General features: G+C 71.1%; 14 protein-coding genes and 1 tRNA gene (1 of these 15 only partly in view). 5 read left to right on the top strand and 10 right to left on the bottom strand.

Annotated features, from left to right (window positions below):
- From ABFS34_06900 to ABFS34_06890, 3 genes are all read right to left on the bottom strand, one after another.
- On the bottom strand, positions 1-1113 hold a 1113-nt coding region (locus ABFS34_06900), incomplete at its 3' end, for a site-2 protease family protein (GenBank protein ID MEN8375160.1).
- A gap of 69 nt (positions 1114-1182) precedes the next feature.
- On the bottom strand, positions 1183-2298 hold the full coding sequence (locus ABFS34_06895) for a hypothetical protein (GenBank protein MEN8375159.1): 1116 nt from the start codon (positions 2296-2298) through the stop codon (positions 1183-1185).
- Positions 2299-2589: 291 nt separating this feature from the next.
- On the bottom strand, positions 2590-3528 hold the full coding sequence (locus ABFS34_06890; GenBank protein ID MEN8375158.1) for a hypothetical protein: 939 nt from the start codon (positions 3526-3528) through the stop codon (positions 2590-2592).
- Between the two features lie 280 nt (positions 3529-3808).
- Here ABFS34_06890 and ABFS34_06885 point away from each other — a divergent pair, with 280 nt between their 5' ends.
- Positions 3809-4585: an FkbM family methyltransferase gene (locus ABFS34_06885; protein ID MEN8375157.1), complete on the top strand. Its 777-nt coding sequence runs from the start codon at positions 3809-3811 to the stop codon at positions 4583-4585.
- Position 4586: 1 nt separating this feature from the next.
- Here the strand turns inward: ABFS34_06885 and ABFS34_06880 are convergent.
- Positions 4587-4660: transfer RNA gene (locus ABFS34_06880), tRNA-Ile, on the bottom strand.
- A 220-nt stretch (positions 4661-4880) separates the two neighbouring features.
- Here ABFS34_06880 and ABFS34_06875 point away from each other — a divergent pair.
- Positions 4881-6692 carry a stage II sporulation protein M gene (locus ABFS34_06875; GenBank protein ID MEN8375156.1) on the top strand — a complete coding sequence of 604 codons (1812 nt, stop codon included), beginning with the start codon at positions 4881-4883 and terminating at the stop codon, positions 6690-6692.
- Here ABFS34_06875 and ABFS34_06870 read toward each other — a convergent pair.
- From ABFS34_06870 to ABFS34_06845, 6 genes are all read right to left on the bottom strand, one after another.
- The gene (locus ABFS34_06870) at positions 6670-8133 is read right to left on the bottom strand and encodes a DUF58 domain-containing protein (protein MEN8375155.1); all 1464 of its coding nucleotides are present in this window, start codon (positions 8131-8133) and stop codon (positions 6670-6672) included. The two genes, ABFS34_06875 and ABFS34_06870, sit on opposite strands and share 23 nt — an antisense overlap.
- Positions 8133-9101 carry a MoxR family ATPase gene (locus tag ABFS34_06865; GenBank protein MEN8375154.1) on the bottom strand — a complete coding sequence of 323 codons (969 nt, stop codon included), beginning with the start codon at positions 9099-9101 and terminating at the stop codon, positions 8133-8135. The genes ABFS34_06870 and ABFS34_06865 overlap by 1 nt, the downstream gene beginning before the upstream one ends.
- Entirely contained in the window at positions 9098-10264 is a 1167-nt protein-coding gene (locus tag ABFS34_06860) for a DUF4350 domain-containing protein (GenBank protein MEN8375153.1), read from the bottom strand. Before ABFS34_06860 ends, ABFS34_06865 begins: the two co-directional genes overlap by 4 nt.
- Positions 10257-10904, bottom strand: a complete 648-nt coding sequence (locus tag ABFS34_06855; GenBank protein ID MEN8375152.1) for a DUF4129 domain-containing protein — start codon at positions 10902-10904, stop codon at positions 10257-10259. The genes ABFS34_06860 and ABFS34_06855 overlap by 8 nt, the downstream gene beginning before the upstream one ends.
- A gap of 14 nt (positions 10905-10918) precedes the next feature.
- Positions 10919-11818, bottom strand: a complete 900-nt coding sequence (locus tag ABFS34_06850) for a hypothetical protein (GenBank protein ID MEN8375151.1) — start codon at positions 11816-11818, stop codon at positions 10919-10921.
- Positions 11819-11933: 115 nt separating this feature from the next.
- Positions 11934-13340 carry a PLP-dependent aminotransferase family protein gene (locus ABFS34_06845; protein ID MEN8375150.1) on the bottom strand — a complete coding sequence of 469 codons (1407 nt, stop codon included), beginning with the start codon at positions 13338-13340 and terminating at the stop codon, positions 11934-11936.
- An 83-nt stretch (positions 13341-13423) separates the two neighbouring features.
- Here ABFS34_06845 and ABFS34_06840 point away from each other — a divergent pair, with 83 nt between their 5' ends.
- The 3 genes in view from ABFS34_06840 to ABFS34_06830 are tightly spaced (each overlapping or abutting the next) and all read left to right on the top strand, a layout consistent with a single transcriptional unit that may run on beyond the window.
- Positions 13424-14464 (top strand): DMT family transporter, encoded by a 1041-nt coding sequence (locus ABFS34_06840; protein ID MEN8375149.1) that lies wholly within the window; start codon positions 13424-13426, stop codon positions 14462-14464.
- Positions 14452-14733, top strand: coding sequence for a hypothetical protein (locus tag ABFS34_06835; GenBank protein MEN8375148.1), 282 nt, complete (start codon positions 14452-14454; stop codon positions 14731-14733). The genes ABFS34_06840 and ABFS34_06835 overlap by 13 nt, the downstream gene beginning before the upstream one ends.
- Positions 14733-15408, top strand: the start of a protein-coding gene (locus ABFS34_06830) for a pyridoxal-dependent decarboxylase (GenBank protein MEN8375147.1). 839 nt of this gene lie beyond the right edge of the window; the window shows 676 of its 1515 coding nt (coding positions 1-676); the start codon lies at positions 14733-14735; its stop codon lies beyond the right edge, outside the window. The genes ABFS34_06835 and ABFS34_06830 overlap by 1 nt, the downstream gene beginning before the upstream one ends.

Raw genomic sequence — 15408 nt, 5'->3', positions numbered from 1 at the left:
CTCCTGGCTGCGCTGCACCCAGGCCGCGACGTCGCTGGCAGACAGGATGCCCACCAGTCGGCCGTCGTCCACCACGAGGATGCGACGCTCTTTGGCGTCCTGCATGCGCTCGAGCGCGGTCGTCACGGGTTCGCGCGCGCCCACCGCCAGCTCGTCGACGGCACGCATCGCCTCTCCGACCTGGCGCGAAGGCCACGCGTCGCGCGGGATGGCCTTGACGTGCTGCAGGGTGATCAGCCCGACCGGCCGAGCGCCGTCGACCACGGGGAAGGCCTGGTGCCGCTCCGTCAGGAAATAGGAGTCGACCAGGTCGCTCAGCGACAGCGTGGGGCTCACGACGGCCGGGTCGGCGCTCATCAGATCACCCGCGGAGACGCCCTCGAGCATCGCCCGCACCACGTGCTGCCGCATGCTCATGACCGCGGCGTTGCGCAGGAACCAGCCGATGAAGATGAGCCACAGTCCGCCTATGCCGGCGCCCGCGAATAGCTGGAGCGCTCCCAGCGCGATGAGCACCAGCCCGAAGGTCTTGCCGCCGTTGGTCGCCCACCGCGTGGCCTTGGTCAGGTCCCCGGTGATCCTCCAGACGATCGAGCGAAAGAGCCTGCCGCCGTCCAGGGGAAAGCCCGGCATCAGGTTGAAGACCGCCAGCGCCACGTTGAGGAACGCCAGGTAGCGGGCCACGATCGTCACCGCGGGCGTCACGCCGAGGCTCGTCGCGACCCACCAGATCGCGCCGAAGAAGAGGCCGATCACCAGGCTGGCCAGCGGACCGACGCCCGCTATCACGAATTCGTCGCCGGGGTTCTCCGCCTCCATGCGCGTATGCGCGATGCCGCCGAAGATGAAGAGCGTGATCCCCTCCACGGGGATGCCCTTCGTGCGGGCGACGAGGGAATGTGACAGCTCGTGCGTAAGCAACGAGGCGAAGAACAGGAGCGCCCCCGCGAAGCCCATCGCGAGGTAAACGGCGCGCGGTTGATCCGGATACTGGGCCGGGAAGACGCCCCACGAGAAAGACCACAGGATCAGCACCAGGATCACGAACCAGGACACGTCGATCCTGATCTCGAATCCGAACACGGACCCTACCCTGAAGCCGTCGATGCCCATGGGTCGCTCGCTCCGTTCTGGACGAGGTGTTCGCCCGCGCTAGCGGTTGTGGTTTCGGGGCGAGCCGCGCTAGCTGGCGGTCTGCTTCAACGGTTCGACGTGGTAGTGGAGCAGCGCCCCCATGCCCTCGCCGACCTCGTCCAGCAGCTCGCCGGCGTCGCGCGGCAGCAGGTGCGCGTCTGCTCCGTTGGACCCGATTGCGGTACCGATCAGTCGGTCGGCCAGATCCGGGTCTCGGCGTTGCAGACCCACGGAAACGGCCAGCGTGCGGACGCGCCGCTCGCGCAGGGCCTTCTCGGTGGCGTCGCGACCCAGGCACCCGTCATCGCCCGGATGGCTGCGCTCCACGATCTCGGCCACGAGCGCCTCGGAGCGGCGGGACGACAGCCGCGACGCGGCCTCTTCCACGAGCTGCGTCAGGCGCGCGCTCGGCACGTCGAAGTGGAGCGATGGCTCGTCTACGCAGTCGGCGCCGCCGCCACCCGGCAGCGCCCGCCGAAGCGCGGCGATCTGTTCGGGCGTGCCGCCCAGAATCAGCGGACCGGTGCAGCCATCCGGACACAGGTCGGAGGCCAATCGGGCGACGAGTTGGTCCGCGGCCCGGTCCAGCGTGGTCTGAGCCAGGTCCGTGCCGGTCTGGCCCCGCACGCCGCTCTGCCGCGCCGCTCGCTTGCCTACCCCCATGTCCGTGAGGTCGCCGATGAAGGTATCGGCCCGCGCGTGATCGACTTCCTCGATCTTGCCGTCCCGGTACCGGTACACGGTCGCCTTGCGGCGGTCCAGGATGACCACGCGCACCGGCTGGGTCTGCTTCAGCGCGCGCATGTAGGGCGCGATGCGCAGCCCGCTCTCCCAGCGCACGAGGTCGGGCAGGGGCACTTCTACCCGGTCGCCGTGGATGAGCCCGTCGGGACCGGCGAACCCCACCCAGCCGCGGCCGCGCAGGAACGAGGTGACGCCTCCAACGGCCTCCTCGATCGCCTCGGCGGCGGCATCGAAGTCGGCACGCTCCTCACGCGAGGCGTCCTTCAGCGCGGCGCGCGCGCCACGGATACCACGTTTCAGGTTGACCCTCCATGCGTCACGCTGGGCGGGATCGTGCTGGTCGGCGTCCACGTAGACGCTCAGCACGGGGCGGTCCTGGTAGCTGCGGTAGAGTTCGACGAGTCGGTCGCGTGTGAGCACGGCTAGCCTCGGGTTCGAGCGCGATATGCCTCCTGCTCCGCCTGATTCGACGCGCAGCCGGGTTTGTCGCGCGTTTTGCGGCTAAGATCGGTCCGGCATGAAGTGACCGCCTCTGGACCACCGCCTCGGTGTGGCGCAGGCGAGAGGTCATGGTCCCTTCCTGCACACGTTGCGGTACCCCGGTCGCGGTCGGGCGTGCCTACGCCAGGTGCCGCGTGTTCGATGCGACGAACGCCTGTAATGGTACCGGGCGCCCTCCCGGCGGCTCGCACGACCGCGACTCCCTCCGCCCTACCCTTCCGGACCGCCGACGAAGCCTATCCGGCGCAGGATCCTATCCCTCTGATTCGAGGACAGCAGGGGCGATTCGCTCAGGATCCGAGCCCTTTCCACGAGGCCAGCGGCGACTCCCTCATCGCCCCCACGCTGGGCCACCGTGGCCGCGTCCAGGTACGCCCGCGCGGCCCGGAGCGGATCTCCGGCGGCCTCCGCGCGCTCACCCGCCGCCTCCAGGACCCTTCGCGCCCTAAGCGGCAGCTTCGCCCCGTAGAAAAGGTTGGCCGCGACGATCATTACGTCGACCGCCCGCAGATCCCCTGCCGGACGAAGGTCGGCTTCGGTGACGAAGAGCCGTCCCGCGGCCTCCCAGTTGGCCATGTCGGCCTGCGCGCGGAGCGCCTCTTGGTGCACCGAGTCCGCCCGCGAAGCGGCTGTCGCCATCGCGTCCCCGGACGGCGCGCGATGGATCCTCCGCAGGATGCGGTCGCGCTGCTCGGCCGTCAGCAGCGGCGAGGAAGTGAGCATCTCGGCGCTGGTTCCGAGGCGCTCCACCTCGTCCCGGTCGTCGAGGGCGTCGGCGACGAAGGCCGCGTCGAGATAGGCCTCGGCGGCCCGCTCCACGTCGCCCAGGGCGCGCGCCCGCTCGGCGGCTCGCTCGAAGGTGTCGAGCGCCTCTGCCGCTTCGCCCACCGCGTACAGTAGGTGTCCCGCGACGATGAGCCCGTCGACGGCGGTGACATCGGTCGGGGCGCGATAGCGCGCGGCGTCCTTGTACGCGATGGCGGCCCGATAGAACGTCTCGGGGTCCGCCTGCAGCTCGAGGGCTATTTGCCTCAGGGAGTCGGCGTGCGCGAGGGAATCCGCGACGGCCCGCTGCGCTGTGACTTCGCCTGGCGGTGCGCTCGCGATTGCCAGCAGTAGAATCGCCAGGATCGGCTGAGCAAGCCTCATCGTAACCTCCGGGTGGGATGTACCCGCCGCTGCGTCGTGCCCTCCCCCGTCCGGGAGCCCGATGGCCTCTATGACAGGGGAGGATGGTCGCGGCGGGTTGCCGTCAGAAGAATGCCGTTTCGTGGAGTTCCGGTCAATCGGGAGAAGCCCCCGCCCCGGGTGGGGAGAGTCGCCACGATCGATCGCATGGTATCCTCAGATGTGGCCTGGGCCTTCGTCCAACTCGATGACGAAAGCCATCCGGCCGCCTGACGCAGCTCACCAGGGAGGAGCCGGCCGCATGAGACTGCCACCCGCGTTGAAACGGCTCACGACCCCCATCGCCGGCTCCATACCGCTCCCCATCCTTGGAGGAGAGAACAAGGGTTGCAGGTGGAGTCTGGCCAGCTGGGGCAGCGGCTACGGCACGGGCAGGCGCGAGCAGGCGCAGATGCGCATGTTCGCCGCGTTGATTCGCCCCGGCGACGTGGTCTGGGATGTGGGTGCGCACCAAGGCTACGTGACGCTGCTGGCCGCCCGGGAGGTGGGGGCCCATGGCCGCGTCCACGCGTTCGAGCCGTCGGAGAGGAGCCGCCGGCTCCTTCAGCGTCATTTGAGGTGGAACCAGGTGTCCAACGTCACGGTCGAACCGTACGCGATCGGCTCCGCGGACGGCACGGCCAGATTCGGTGGCGGCGAAACCTCGAAGCAGCACAGGCTCGGAGCGGGAGAAGAGACGGTCGAGGTGCGCACCATGAGTACGCTCCTGAGCTCGGGCGAGCGCCGACGGCCGAACTTTCTGAAGGTCGATGTAGAAGGGGCGGAAGGACAGCTCCTGGAGACGGGCCGTGAAGTCCTCCCGCCGGCAGCCAGGATGGTGATCGCCGTGCATTCCCGGGCGGCGTACGAACAATGTGCCGCGGTGTTGAGAGGCGCCGGTTTCCGGATCTACGAATCTTCCAGACTCGAGCGGCGGAAAGCCGGGAGGTGGCACGGCGACGCGGACATGATCGCCTTTGGGCCGGCCTACGCAGACTACGATCGTGACATGGAGTCGATCAGGAGCCTGTCGGTTTGAATGGGCCTGGGAGGATTTGAACCTCCGACCTCACGCTTATCAGGCGTGCGCTCTAACCAACTGAGCTACAGGCCCCGCACGGAGCCCGGGTGTCCCGTGGAGGGTCCCGGAAACCCGATCCGCGCGGCCGCCGGCGTTGCCGGAGCGGACCGCGCGGAGGCCGGATGATAACCGACGATGGGGCCCGGTTCAACCTTCTCGCCGGGGCCCGGTCGCCGCCGGCGACGGGCGCGCACGGGCGCCGTCCAAGGGCCCCTACGGTGCGCGTCGGGGGCACGTCCCGTATCCTCCCGGCATGAGTGCGCCAACGGCGTTGGGCCGCCGCGTCAGCATCGAGACCCCCGAGCACGTGGCCATCGGCTACGAACTGGCGGACCTGGGGTCCCGCTTTCTGGCTCTCTTTCTGGATCTCCTGCTGCTCTTTCTCGCGCTCGCGATCCTGGGGTTCGGAGCGGGATTCGCGCTCGCCACGGCGGACGTCGCCCCGGAGGTCGCTTCCTGGGGCGCCGCCATCCTCATTCTGGCCATGTTCGTCGCCACCTTCGGCTATTTCCTGCTATTCGAGGGTCTGGGCGGAGGGCGCACCCCCGGCAAGCGGCTCGCCGGCATCCGCGTGATCCACGACGGCGGCTATCCGCTCACTTTCCGCGGGTCGGCCGTGCGCAACCTGATCCGGCTCGTCGACCTGCAGCCCGCCTTCACCTGGGTGGTGGGCGGCGCCGCCATGATGCTGTCGCCGCGCACGCGCCGCTTGGGCGACCTGGCGGCGGGTACGATCGTGGTGCGCGACCGGGTGAAGGGGACGCTGCCGGAGCGGGAGCTGCTGGCGCGCGCGGCGGCGGAGCCGCCGGTCCTGGAGCACCGCCAGTTCGAGGTGCTGTCCAGCTACGTGGCCCGCAGGCTGGCGCTGAGCGCGGACGCCCGCGCGCGCATCGCGGCGACCCTCGCAACGTCACTGGCGGACCACCTGGACGACGATGTCCCGTTGCCCGCCGACAAGCCGTCTGGCGGCTGGAAGGGCGGAAGCGACGTCCGCAACGACGCGCGCCTCGTGGCCCTCCACGCCGCGGAGGCGCCGCGCTGGCAACACCGGGGCGAAGGGCCGGTCGCGCGCAGCGCCCAGGCGGTAGCTCTGGTACGGACCCAGACCGAGCGCTGGAACTCCTACCGTGCGCTCGCGGCGCGCGCCCGGCGGGGCCTGAGGGCCCTCCCCGAAGATGACCTGACGCGTTTCGCCGGCATGTACCGCGAGGTAGCCGCCGACCTGGCGCGCGCGCGCACGTACCACGGCTCCATCGAGCTCCAGGAAACCCTCGAGCGCATGGTGGGAGCGGGGCACAACCTGCTCTACCGGCCCATCGGCCGCTCCATGAAGGCGCTACGCGCATGGGTCTCATGGGGCTTCCCGCGACTGGTGCGCAAGCGCGCGCCGCTGGTGGCGCTGTCGGCGTTGCTGCTATTCGGGCCGATGTACGCGGCCTATTCGCAGGTGCGCGCCGACCCCGAGTGGGCGCGGCAGGTCCTGCCCGTGGAGATGGTCATCCGCGCCGAGCAGGCGGGCGACCGGCTGGCGCAGGGCCGGGGCTACATCGACATGCCCGAGCCCATGATGCCGATATTCTCCACCGCGCTCATCGCCAACAACGTACAGGTCACCTTCTGGGCCTTCGCGGGGGGCATCATCGCCGGGCTGGGCACCGCGCTGATCCTGGTGATGAACGGCGTGTCGATCGGCGCCGTCATCGGGCTATACACGAACCACGAGGCGGCTTCCCTGCTGTGGGCGTTCGTCGCCTCGCACGGGGTGCTGGAGCTGACCGCCATCGTCATTTCCGGGGCCGCGGGGATGTGGCTCGGATCGGCGATCTACGCGCCCGGCCGCCGCACCCGCCTCGAGGCTCTGCGCCGGCGCGGCCGCGACGCGGTAGGTCTCCTGGGCGGCACCACGGTGCTGCTGATCCTGGCCGGCTTCGTGGAGGGCTTCGTGTCGCCGTCGGTGACGCCGAACGCGGTCAAGTTCGCGTTCGCCGGAGTCGTGGCGCTGGCGCTGCTCGCCTACCTGTCGCTGGCCGGCAGGTCCGACGCTACAGCCGACCCCGCCGCTTGACCTCCAGGTAGCTCGACACGGCTTCGGGCACCGCCTGCCCCGGCTCGGCGTCGACCACCAGCACCCCCACGCGGCGCATGCCCTCCAGCGCGACCGCACGCGCGCGCAGCAGCTCCTCGGCGGCGGCTCGGCGGTAGGCCTGCTCTTCGTCGGCCACCGCCGCGGTGGCCGCCTCCTCCAGTCCCGGGTTGCGCAGCGCGACTATCAGCGGCAGGTGGCTGGACGCGGTGCGCGCGAGCTGGCCCAGCATGGCCGCCGAGGCACGCGCGTCGATGACGTCGGTGAACAGGACGATGAGCGAACGGCGCCTGAGGTGCCGCGCGAGGTAGGTGAAGGCGAACGGGTAGTTGGGTTCCACGACGCGCGCTTCTATGCCCGCCAGCAGGTCGGCGACGCGCGACAGGCGCGGCGTCGTGGGAGGCAGGAACGAACGCACCTGGTCGTCGAAGACCATCACGCCCACGCGATCCCCGTGCGTGCGCGCCGCTTCGGTGAGCATCAGCGCGGCCGAAAGCGCGTGATCCACGCGCTCCCGGTCGTCGATGCGCTCGGTCATCAGCCGGCCCGCGTCGATCACCAGCATCACGTTCTGGCTGCGCTCGGTCTGATAGCGCCGGGCGATGATCTGCTCGCGGCGCGCCGAAGCCTTCCAGTCGATGGAGCGCGGATCGTCGCCCTCCTGGTACTCGCGCAGGCTCTCGAACGCGCTGCCCTCGCCCCACTGCCGCTGGCGCCGAAGTCCCGCCCGGGCCAGCCGGCTGCGCAGCCCCGACAGGCGGTGCTTGCGCAGGTCCTCCACGCCGGGCTGCACGCGCAGCGGCGCGGATGCTTCCTCGCGAAACTGGCGCCATGCCAGGCCCCACGGGCCGCGCACGCGTGTGTGCATGGCGCCGAACACGTGCGTTCCCCGCGTCGGCGCGCGCACGTCGTAGGTGACGTCGGCGTACGACCTCGCGGGCACGACGAGGCGGATGGAGTCCTCCGGCGTCTCCAGGTCGCGCCGCTCCTCGCCGGCGTAGGCGTTCTCCGCATCCCGGTCGCCGGCGACCCCGAGGACGGCGCGCCGCGTGCTCGCCGCGAGGTCGACCTCGCGCCAGCCCCCCACCCGCTCCAGGCCCTCCGACAGGTCGTCGGTGATCAGCACGTGCATGCGCCGGCGGGCGATGTTGCGCAGCTCGACCCGCGCCGACGCCTCGCCCATGAGTGGCAGCCGGGGGGGGATCTCCCGGTGCAGCCCGGGGGGCATCGTGCGGCGCCAGTCGACGAACGCGAGGATCAGCAGCGCCGCGTCGGCGGCGAGCGCGATCGGCGTGGACAACAGGAAGAGCGCCGCCGCCACCGCCAGCAGCCCCAGGAGCCGCCGGCTCGGGATGGGTAGAGAGCGCGCGGCGCGCACCCAGCGCGTGGGTCGGGGCTCAGGCCCCCCGGATACGGTCCCCACTAGCGGGGCGCCTCGAGGGACTCCAGCAGGGTGCGCAGCCGCTGATCGGGCGCCACCCCCTCCACCTCCGCCTCCGGGGTCAGCAGCACGCGATGGCGCAGCACCGGAAACGACAGCGCCTTGACGTCGTCGGGGGTCACGAAGTCGCGCCCGTTCAGGAACGCCTCGGCGCGAGCCGCGAGGAAGAGCGCGACCCCCGCGCGCGGGCTCGCCCCGAGCGAAAACGAGGGCTCCGCGCGCGTGACGCGCACGATCTGCGTGATGTAGTCGCGCACGCGCGGTTCTACGTGGGTGGCGCGCACCTTCGCACGGAGCGTGCCCAGCTCGGCCGCCGAAAAGACCGGCCGCAGACCCGATTGGTCCAGCCGCCGCGCGTCGAAGCCCTCGGCGTACATGTCCAGCAGGGCGCGTTCGGCCGCCTCGTCGGGGTAGCCGACGTCGATCTTGAGCAGGAATCGGTCGAGCTGCGCCTCGGGCAGCGGGTAGGTGCCTTCGTACTCCACGGGGTTCTGCGTGGCGAACACGGTGAAGGCCGCGGGCAACGATCGCGACTTCCCATCCACCGTGACGCGCTTCTCCTCCATGGCCTCGAGCAGCGCCGATTGCGTTTTGGCCGGGGCCCGATTGATCTCGTCGGCGAGCAGCAGGTCCGTGAATACGGGGCCCGGGCGATACTCGAACGTGCCCTCGGCGCGGTTGAGAACGCTCACGCCGATCAGATCCGACGGCATCAAGTCCGGCGTGAACTGGATCCGACCGAAGCGCAGGTCCAGCGACCGCGCGAGCACGCGCACGGCCAGGGTCTTGGCCGTTCCGGGGACGCCCTCCAGCAGCGCGTGACCGTCCGCCAACAGGGCGATCAGCATGTGCCGGAGCACGCGATCCTGACCCAGCACTACGCCCGCCATGCCATCGAGTAGCGCGTCCACGCGAGACTCCGTCGAGGCGGGCGGATCGTAGTCGGTCAAGCTTTCCTCCCTGGGTCGATGATGTCGTCGATGGCTCCGGCGACGTCCAGCGGGGCGCCGTCGGCGGCCAGCACGCCGGCCAGCCGCCCCGCGGGCGGCCCCATCGCGGGGTGCCGGCCCAGCCTGTCCAGGAGCGCGGCCGTCTCAGCGTCGCCCGCAGGGTGGGGCTCCCGCAGCCGCCTGGCCAGCCCGCCGATCAACAGCCGGCGCGCGGTGGTGCGGGCGCCGGCGCCGCGATACACGCGAGCGAGGGCGTCCACGTGCTCCAGCGGGGAGCGCCGCCGCTGGGGGGCCGGCGGACGCGGCGCGCCGAAGCGACGCCCGACGACGTACAGCAGGGCCAGCGCCAGGACCGCGAGCTGCGCCAGCGCGCGGCCCCGACCGGTGTCTGCCACGAAACGCCACGCGGCGTCCAGCGGTGAGCCGCCACCGGCGAAGCCGTGGTGATACTCGTCGAACCAGATCGTGTCGCCGGGCTCGGCGAGGTCGGCGGCGGCGCGCACGAAGACCACCAGGGCGCCGGCGCCGGCGCGCGCCGTCTCGTTCGAGACGAGCGTCTGGTCCGCCAGCGCCACCACCCTGCCCTGCCCGAACCGGTAGGCGATCACCACGGGCGCGCCGCCCGCAGACTCGATGATCACTTCGTGGTCGAGATCCTCCGCAAGCTCATCGAACGTGGACGCCACGTCCGGCACCTCGTTCACCCCCTCCGTCCAGGCGTGGGGCAGAGGCGCCGCCGGCACCCGAGGCTCCGCGAAGAACGGATTCGGAAACACCGGGTCGTGCGAGCCCAGCTCCAGCGACTCGGTGAGCGGATCGAAGAACCCGGGCGCATACATCAGGGTGCCGCCCGCGCGGACCCACGCCACGAGCCCCTCGCGCTCGGACCGGGACAGGCCGACCGCGCCCACGGAGAGCATGACCAGCGGACCCCGCAGCGGATCGGCGTCGATGAAAGGGGTGTGGCGCCGCTCCACCGGCAGGCCGAGGGTGACCATTGCTTGGTAGAGCGCGCCCGCCCCGTGGTCGCCCGTGAGCAGCGTGCTCGCCCGGATATCGTCGTCGGCGCGGGATCCGAGGGGCACCACGAGGAAGGTCGCGAGCGCGAACGCCACGACCAGCACGACCAGCGTGATCACCTGGCTGCGCGTCGCGTCAGCCATCGCGCGGCGCCGCGGCGTGGGCCAGGGTCACGAGCGTCTGGAACTCCCCTTGGCCGTGCGGAACGCGCCCGAAGGCGACCGCCTCGAACAAACGCACGAACGCGGCGAAGCCTCCGCCCGGGGTGCCGCCGCCGACCTCGCGCCTGTAGTCGCCCGGGGTCTTCGACGCGTGGTAGCGAATCGACCCGGCGTCCACCAGGCGACGCAGCACGCTCTGGTAGAGCGCCAGCGCCGCCTCGCGCAACCGGCCCTCCTCGGCCAGTTGCCGCGCCAGCATCTCCCACTCCGCCGGCGTCCTCTCCACCACGCTCTGCCGCATCCTCGCGGTCAGCGCGGGGCGCCGCAGGGCGCGGCTCCGCCGCCGGACGGCGCCTCCGGCCTTGTAGACCAGCAGCGTCACGGCCGCCAGCAGGCCCACGATCAGTATGACGTCCACCGCGGCGCCCCCGGGGATGTCCGCGAGGCGCTCGAACAAGCCCGAGATCAAGCGGCCGATGGCCGCCAGGATCCGCGCCAGGAGTGACTGGACGGGGCGCGGCGGAGGCGGCTGAAACTCCGGCCGAGCGAGGACGTCCCTCAGCGCAGCGCCGATCTCGCCGGCGCTCGGCGCCGAGGCCTCCTGCAGGCTGAGCGCGAGCACGCCCGAGCGGAACCCTAGGCCGGCTCGGCGAGCGACTCGACCGCGCGCTCGAGATCGAGCGCTTCGGTGCCCACCCGGCGGTCGAAGTAGAGCAGCACGACGCACGCGATGAGGTAGGGAGTCGTCAGAACGGATGCGACGAAGTTGCCCAGGCTGCTCAGCGCCACCGTCATGGCCGGCAGTGACGCCGAGGCCGCGGGGTCCATCAACGCCGCCGGTGTCAGGAACATCATCGACAGCGCCATGCCGGGCAGGGCGACGATCATCAAGGCGATGGAGAACACGCCGAAGATCTTGAACCTCCCCCCGCGCGACAACTCGAAGGACCTGACGACGCCCGCGATCGGGCCCCTGCGCTCTACGACAATGACCGGCAGAACCGCGAACAGCCAGATCGCCGCCAGCGCCGGCCCCAGGAACATCCCGATAAAGAACGCGGAGAAGAACAGGATCCCCTCCGCGACGGCGCTCCCTCCCCCGAAGAGCAGTCCCAGGCCGGCGAAGGGTAGCGCGATCACGGCGCCGGCGGCGACGCCGGTAAGCAGCGCCAGCATGCCTACGAAGATGGAGAGTATCCCCGCGCCCACCAGGGCCGGGAACGCGCGCACCGACCTGGCGTATGCCTCGCCCACCCTGAACTCGTGCCCCTCGGCGGCGCGCGCCGTGGCGTAGGTCAGCGCGCCGTAGACCAGCGCGAGGGGAATCAACGCCGCTAGCGACAGCAGGCCCACGATGATGACGGTCGCGCTACCCACGTCGCCGCCCAATCCCATCAGCGCGGACGACGCGATGGAGATGGGCGCCGACCCCACGGCCGCGACCAGCACGAGCGCCACGAACTTCGATCGATAGAGCTGGAAGGCTCCGTCCAGAATCTCACCGACGGATCTGGGCCGGAGGGCGATTGTAGACACGGGGAAGCTCCTTACGGCGTGGGAGCGGCGAGCGGGGTCGTCGGGGGCCAGTCTACGCGCGCCCGCCCGCGCGGGTCAATGTGCCCCGCACGACCCGCGGCGCGGACGAGGGCGGTCAAAGGATGGTCGCGCAGGGGTTCGTGCAACCCTCCAGGATGTCGGCGATGATGGAGAGGCCGCGCGCGAGCTGCTCGCGGGTTCGTGGCCGGCCGAGCGAGATCCGCACGGCGTGCGGCACCTCGCTGCGCCCCACCACGAAAGCCTCCGCCCCGGCCACCAGCACGCCCCGTTGGCGGGCCTGTCCCACCAGCTCATCGCTGCGCCAGGGCTCGGGCAGGTGCAGCCACAGGTGCAGCGAATCGGGGTGCGCCTGGATCCGGTAGCCCGCGAGCTCGCGCGCGGCCAACTCCTGGCGCGCCCTGCTCTCCACCCGCCTCTGGGCCATCAGGCGCTCCGCCGTCCCGTCCTCGAGCCACCGCGCCGTGATCTCCACCATGAGCGGCGGCGGCATCCACAACGTCGACCGCACGCCCGCCCGCAACCTGGGCACGTCGACCTCCGGGGCGTGCAGGATCCCGGTGCGCAGGCCGCTGGACACGGCCTTCGCGAGACTCGTCGCGTAGACGGTGCGCTCCGGAATCAGCGACGCGATCGGGGCCGGGGGATCATCCAGCAGGAAGCCGTGCACGTCGTCCTCGACGACCAGGACGCCGTACGAGTCGGCGATTTCCGCGATCTGCTCGCGCCGGCCCGCGGACATGACCGCGCCCGTCGGGTTCTGGATGTTGGGCACCACGTACAGCGCCGCGGGCGCGATGTCCGCGCGGCACGCGGCCTCCAGCGCGTCCGGGACGATGCCCTCCTCGTCCAGCGATACCGGACGCAGCCGCAGCCCGAACATCTGCGCGAGAGCGCGCGCTCCCGGGTAGGTGAGCTCGCCGCACAGCACCGTGTCGCCCGGCCGCAGCATGGCGGACGCGATCACCGTCAGCCCGTGCTGCACGCCCACGGTGAAGGTTACGCGGTCCGCCAGGGCGGGCACGCCCAGACGGCGCAACGCGTCCGCCGCGACCGCGCGGTGCCGGGGCGAAGCCGTATCGGGAGTATACGCCAGCAGCGACGCCACGTCGGGCGCCTCGGCGATGGAGCGCATCGTCGCGGCCAACTCACGCCCCTCCGGCGCGGACTCCAACTCGCTCGGCAGGCTGAGGCTCAGATCGATGACCCCGGCCAGCTCGCTCTGTGGAGCCCCGGTATACAGCGAGCCCTCCACCGGCTGGTGCCGGACGAAGGTGCCCCGCCCCACTTCGCCGATGGTGAGCCCTCTTCGCTCCGCCTCCGCGTAGCCCCTGCTGACGGTGCCGACCGTCACGTTCAACGCCCGCGCCAGCCGGCGGTGCGTGGGCAGGCGGTCCCCCGGGTTCAGCGTGCCCCGCGCCACGTCGCGTTCGATCGCGTCCGCGATGGTCATGTAGGCTGGTGATTCGGCCCGCTCGGTCTCTTCTGGAAGCCAGATTGTCATGGTGACAATATAGTCCTTGACTCGATTGTTGTCAATAATGTATCCTTCGCGACGGGAATCAATCGACACAATCTTGGCGCACAATGTATCGATTCAATAAAGAGATCGGCTTCGCTCACGATCGCCAGCGCGACATGGAGCTGTTGCGGCGCATGGCGGCCAGGCCGGGCCAGTCTATCGCCCTCGGGGCGCTCGCCGCCACGCTTCTTCTCTGGGGGACGGCCTTCCCCGGGATCCGAGCGGCGCTGGAAGGATACGGCCCCGGCGATCTCGCCCTCGGACGCTTCATCGCGGCGTCCATCGTGTTGGGACTGGCGGCCCCCTTGGCGAGGATTCGGCGCCCCGCGCGAGCCGACCTGGCCCGCCTCGCGGTCGCCGGCTTCCTGGGCGTCTCCGTTTACCACACGCTGCTGAATCTGGGGGAGCGCACGGTGACCGCCGGGTCGGCCAGCCTGGTCGTGTCGATCATGCCTCCGCTCACCGCCCTGGGCGCGGTGATCTTTCTCCGCGAGCGCCTCCCGGGCCTGGGCTGGGCCGGCATCTTCGTCAGCCTGGCCGGAGTGGCGGCGATCGCGATGGGCGACGCCGAGGGAGTGCGCTTCGACTCCGGCGTACCGCTGATCGCCATCGGCGCCGCCGCCTTCGCGGCCACCAACATCATCCAGAAGCCGCTCCTGGGCCGCTACACGCCGCTGGAGTTCGTGGCGTACTCGACCTGGGTGGGCACCGCATTCCTGCTCGTGTTCAGCCCGGAGCTGATTCGCTCCGCGGCGGCCGCCCCCGCGCGCGCATCGCTGGCCTTGATCTACCTCGGGGTGTTTCCAGCCGCGCTGGGCGGCATCGGCTGGAGCTACGTGCTACGCGCGTGGAAGGCCTCGACCGCCAGCGCCTCACTGCTCCTCATTCCGGTCGTCGCCACGCTCGTCGCCTGGACCTGGTTGGGCGAGGTGCCCACGCCCCAGGCGCTGGCGGGCGGCGCCCTCACGCTGGCGGGCGTAGCGCTCGTCCGGCTCGCCGCGCGCCGCTCCTCGCCCGTCCCCGAGCGGGCGGCGGCGCCAATCGTCGTGACGCAGGCGGTCGCGGCACCGAACCCAGTGCATGAGAGGATTCCATGTCGATCATAGCAGAACGCTGGTTCGCCGAGTATCGCAGCTTCGTGGCCGACTCCCGCCGACGACGTATCGGGGTGATGGCGTTCGCCGAGCCGACACCACCGGACGATGATCCCGGCGCCGCCGAGAGCGCGCGCGGGGCTGACTCGGAGGTGTCCAGGGAGGCGGCGCTGGCGCGCTCGATCCGGAGGCTCCTGACCCGCTGGCGCTGGCGCGATCTCCGGAGCGCCGACACTCGCTCCAGGACCGACGCCGACCCTTACTGCGGGGAGGCGAACTGATGGGCCCTACCGAAGCAGCGGCGCCGGAACTCGCCGCGGTCAGTGAACCCGAGTTCGCGGGGCCTGCCCAGCGGGAAACCCTGGACCCCCAGGACTGGGAGGGCTTCCGCACGCTGGCCCACCGCACGCTCGACCGGATGATCGACCTGCAGCGCGACATCCGGGATGAGCCCGTGTGGCGTCAGGTGCCGGACGACGTGGAGAGGCGCTTTCAGGAAGCGGCGCCGGTGGACGGCGCGCCGATCGAGGAGGTGCTCCGCGACGTTGCGCAGCTGGTGGTTCCCTACCCCACGGGCAATCTGCACCCGCGGTTCTGGGGCTGGGTCGGGGGCACCGGCAGCCCCACCGGCATGCTCGGGGACCTGATCGCCGCCGGCACCAATTCCGTGGCCGGCAACTTCAACGACGCCGCCGCGAGGGTCGAAGAGCAGGTGACTCGGTGGATGGCCGACGCCATCGGCATGCCAACGGGCACCACGGGCCTGATCACCAGCGGCGGCTCGGTAGCGAACCTGGTGGGGCTGGCCGCCGCGCGGGACGCTGTCGCAGGATTCGACGTACCCGGGCGCGGCGTGCGGGCCGCGCCGGGTCAGTTGGCCCTGTACGCCTCCACCGAGGTGCACTCCTCCGTGACGAAGGCGGCACAGCTCCTGGGCATCGGCCGAGACGGCCTGC

Source organism: Gemmatimonadota bacterium (genome assembly GCA_039715185.1).
In the GTDB taxonomy this organism is placed as follows: domain Bacteria; phylum Gemmatimonadota; class Gemmatimonadetes; order Longimicrobiales; family RSA9; genus DATHRK01.
The sequence above is the reverse complement of the archived record's forward strand: the minus strand, read 5'-3'. Positions and strand labels throughout refer to the sequence as shown.

Excerpts from the sequence above, each read along its gene's own strand:
- ABFS34_06885 (MEN8375157.1), top strand. The coding sequence starts at position 3,809 with ATGAGACTGCCACCCGCGTTGAAACGGCTCACGACCCCCATCGCCGGC.
- ABFS34_06840 (MEN8375149.1), top strand. The coding sequence starts at position 13,424 with ATGTATCGATTCAATAAAGAGATCGGCTTCGCTCACGATCGCCAGCGC.
- ABFS34_06890 (MEN8375158.1), bottom strand. The coding sequence starts at position 3,528 with ATGAGGCTTGCTCAGCCGATCCTGGCGATTCTACTGCTGGCAATCGCG.
- ABFS34_06845 (MEN8375150.1), bottom strand. The coding sequence starts at position 13,340 with ATGACAATCTGGCTTCCAGAAGAGACCGAGCGGGCCGAATCACCAGCC.
- ABFS34_06835 (MEN8375148.1), top strand. The coding sequence starts at position 14,452 with ATGTCGATCATAGCAGAACGCTGGTTCGCCGAGTATCGCAGCTTCGTG.
- ABFS34_06875 (MEN8375156.1), top strand. The coding sequence starts at position 4,881 with ATGAGTGCGCCAACGGCGTTGGGCCGCCGCGTCAGCATCGAGACCCCC.
- ABFS34_06860 (MEN8375153.1), bottom strand. The coding sequence starts at position 10,264 with ATGGCTGACGCGACGCGCAGCCAGGTGATCACGCTGGTCGTGCTGGTC.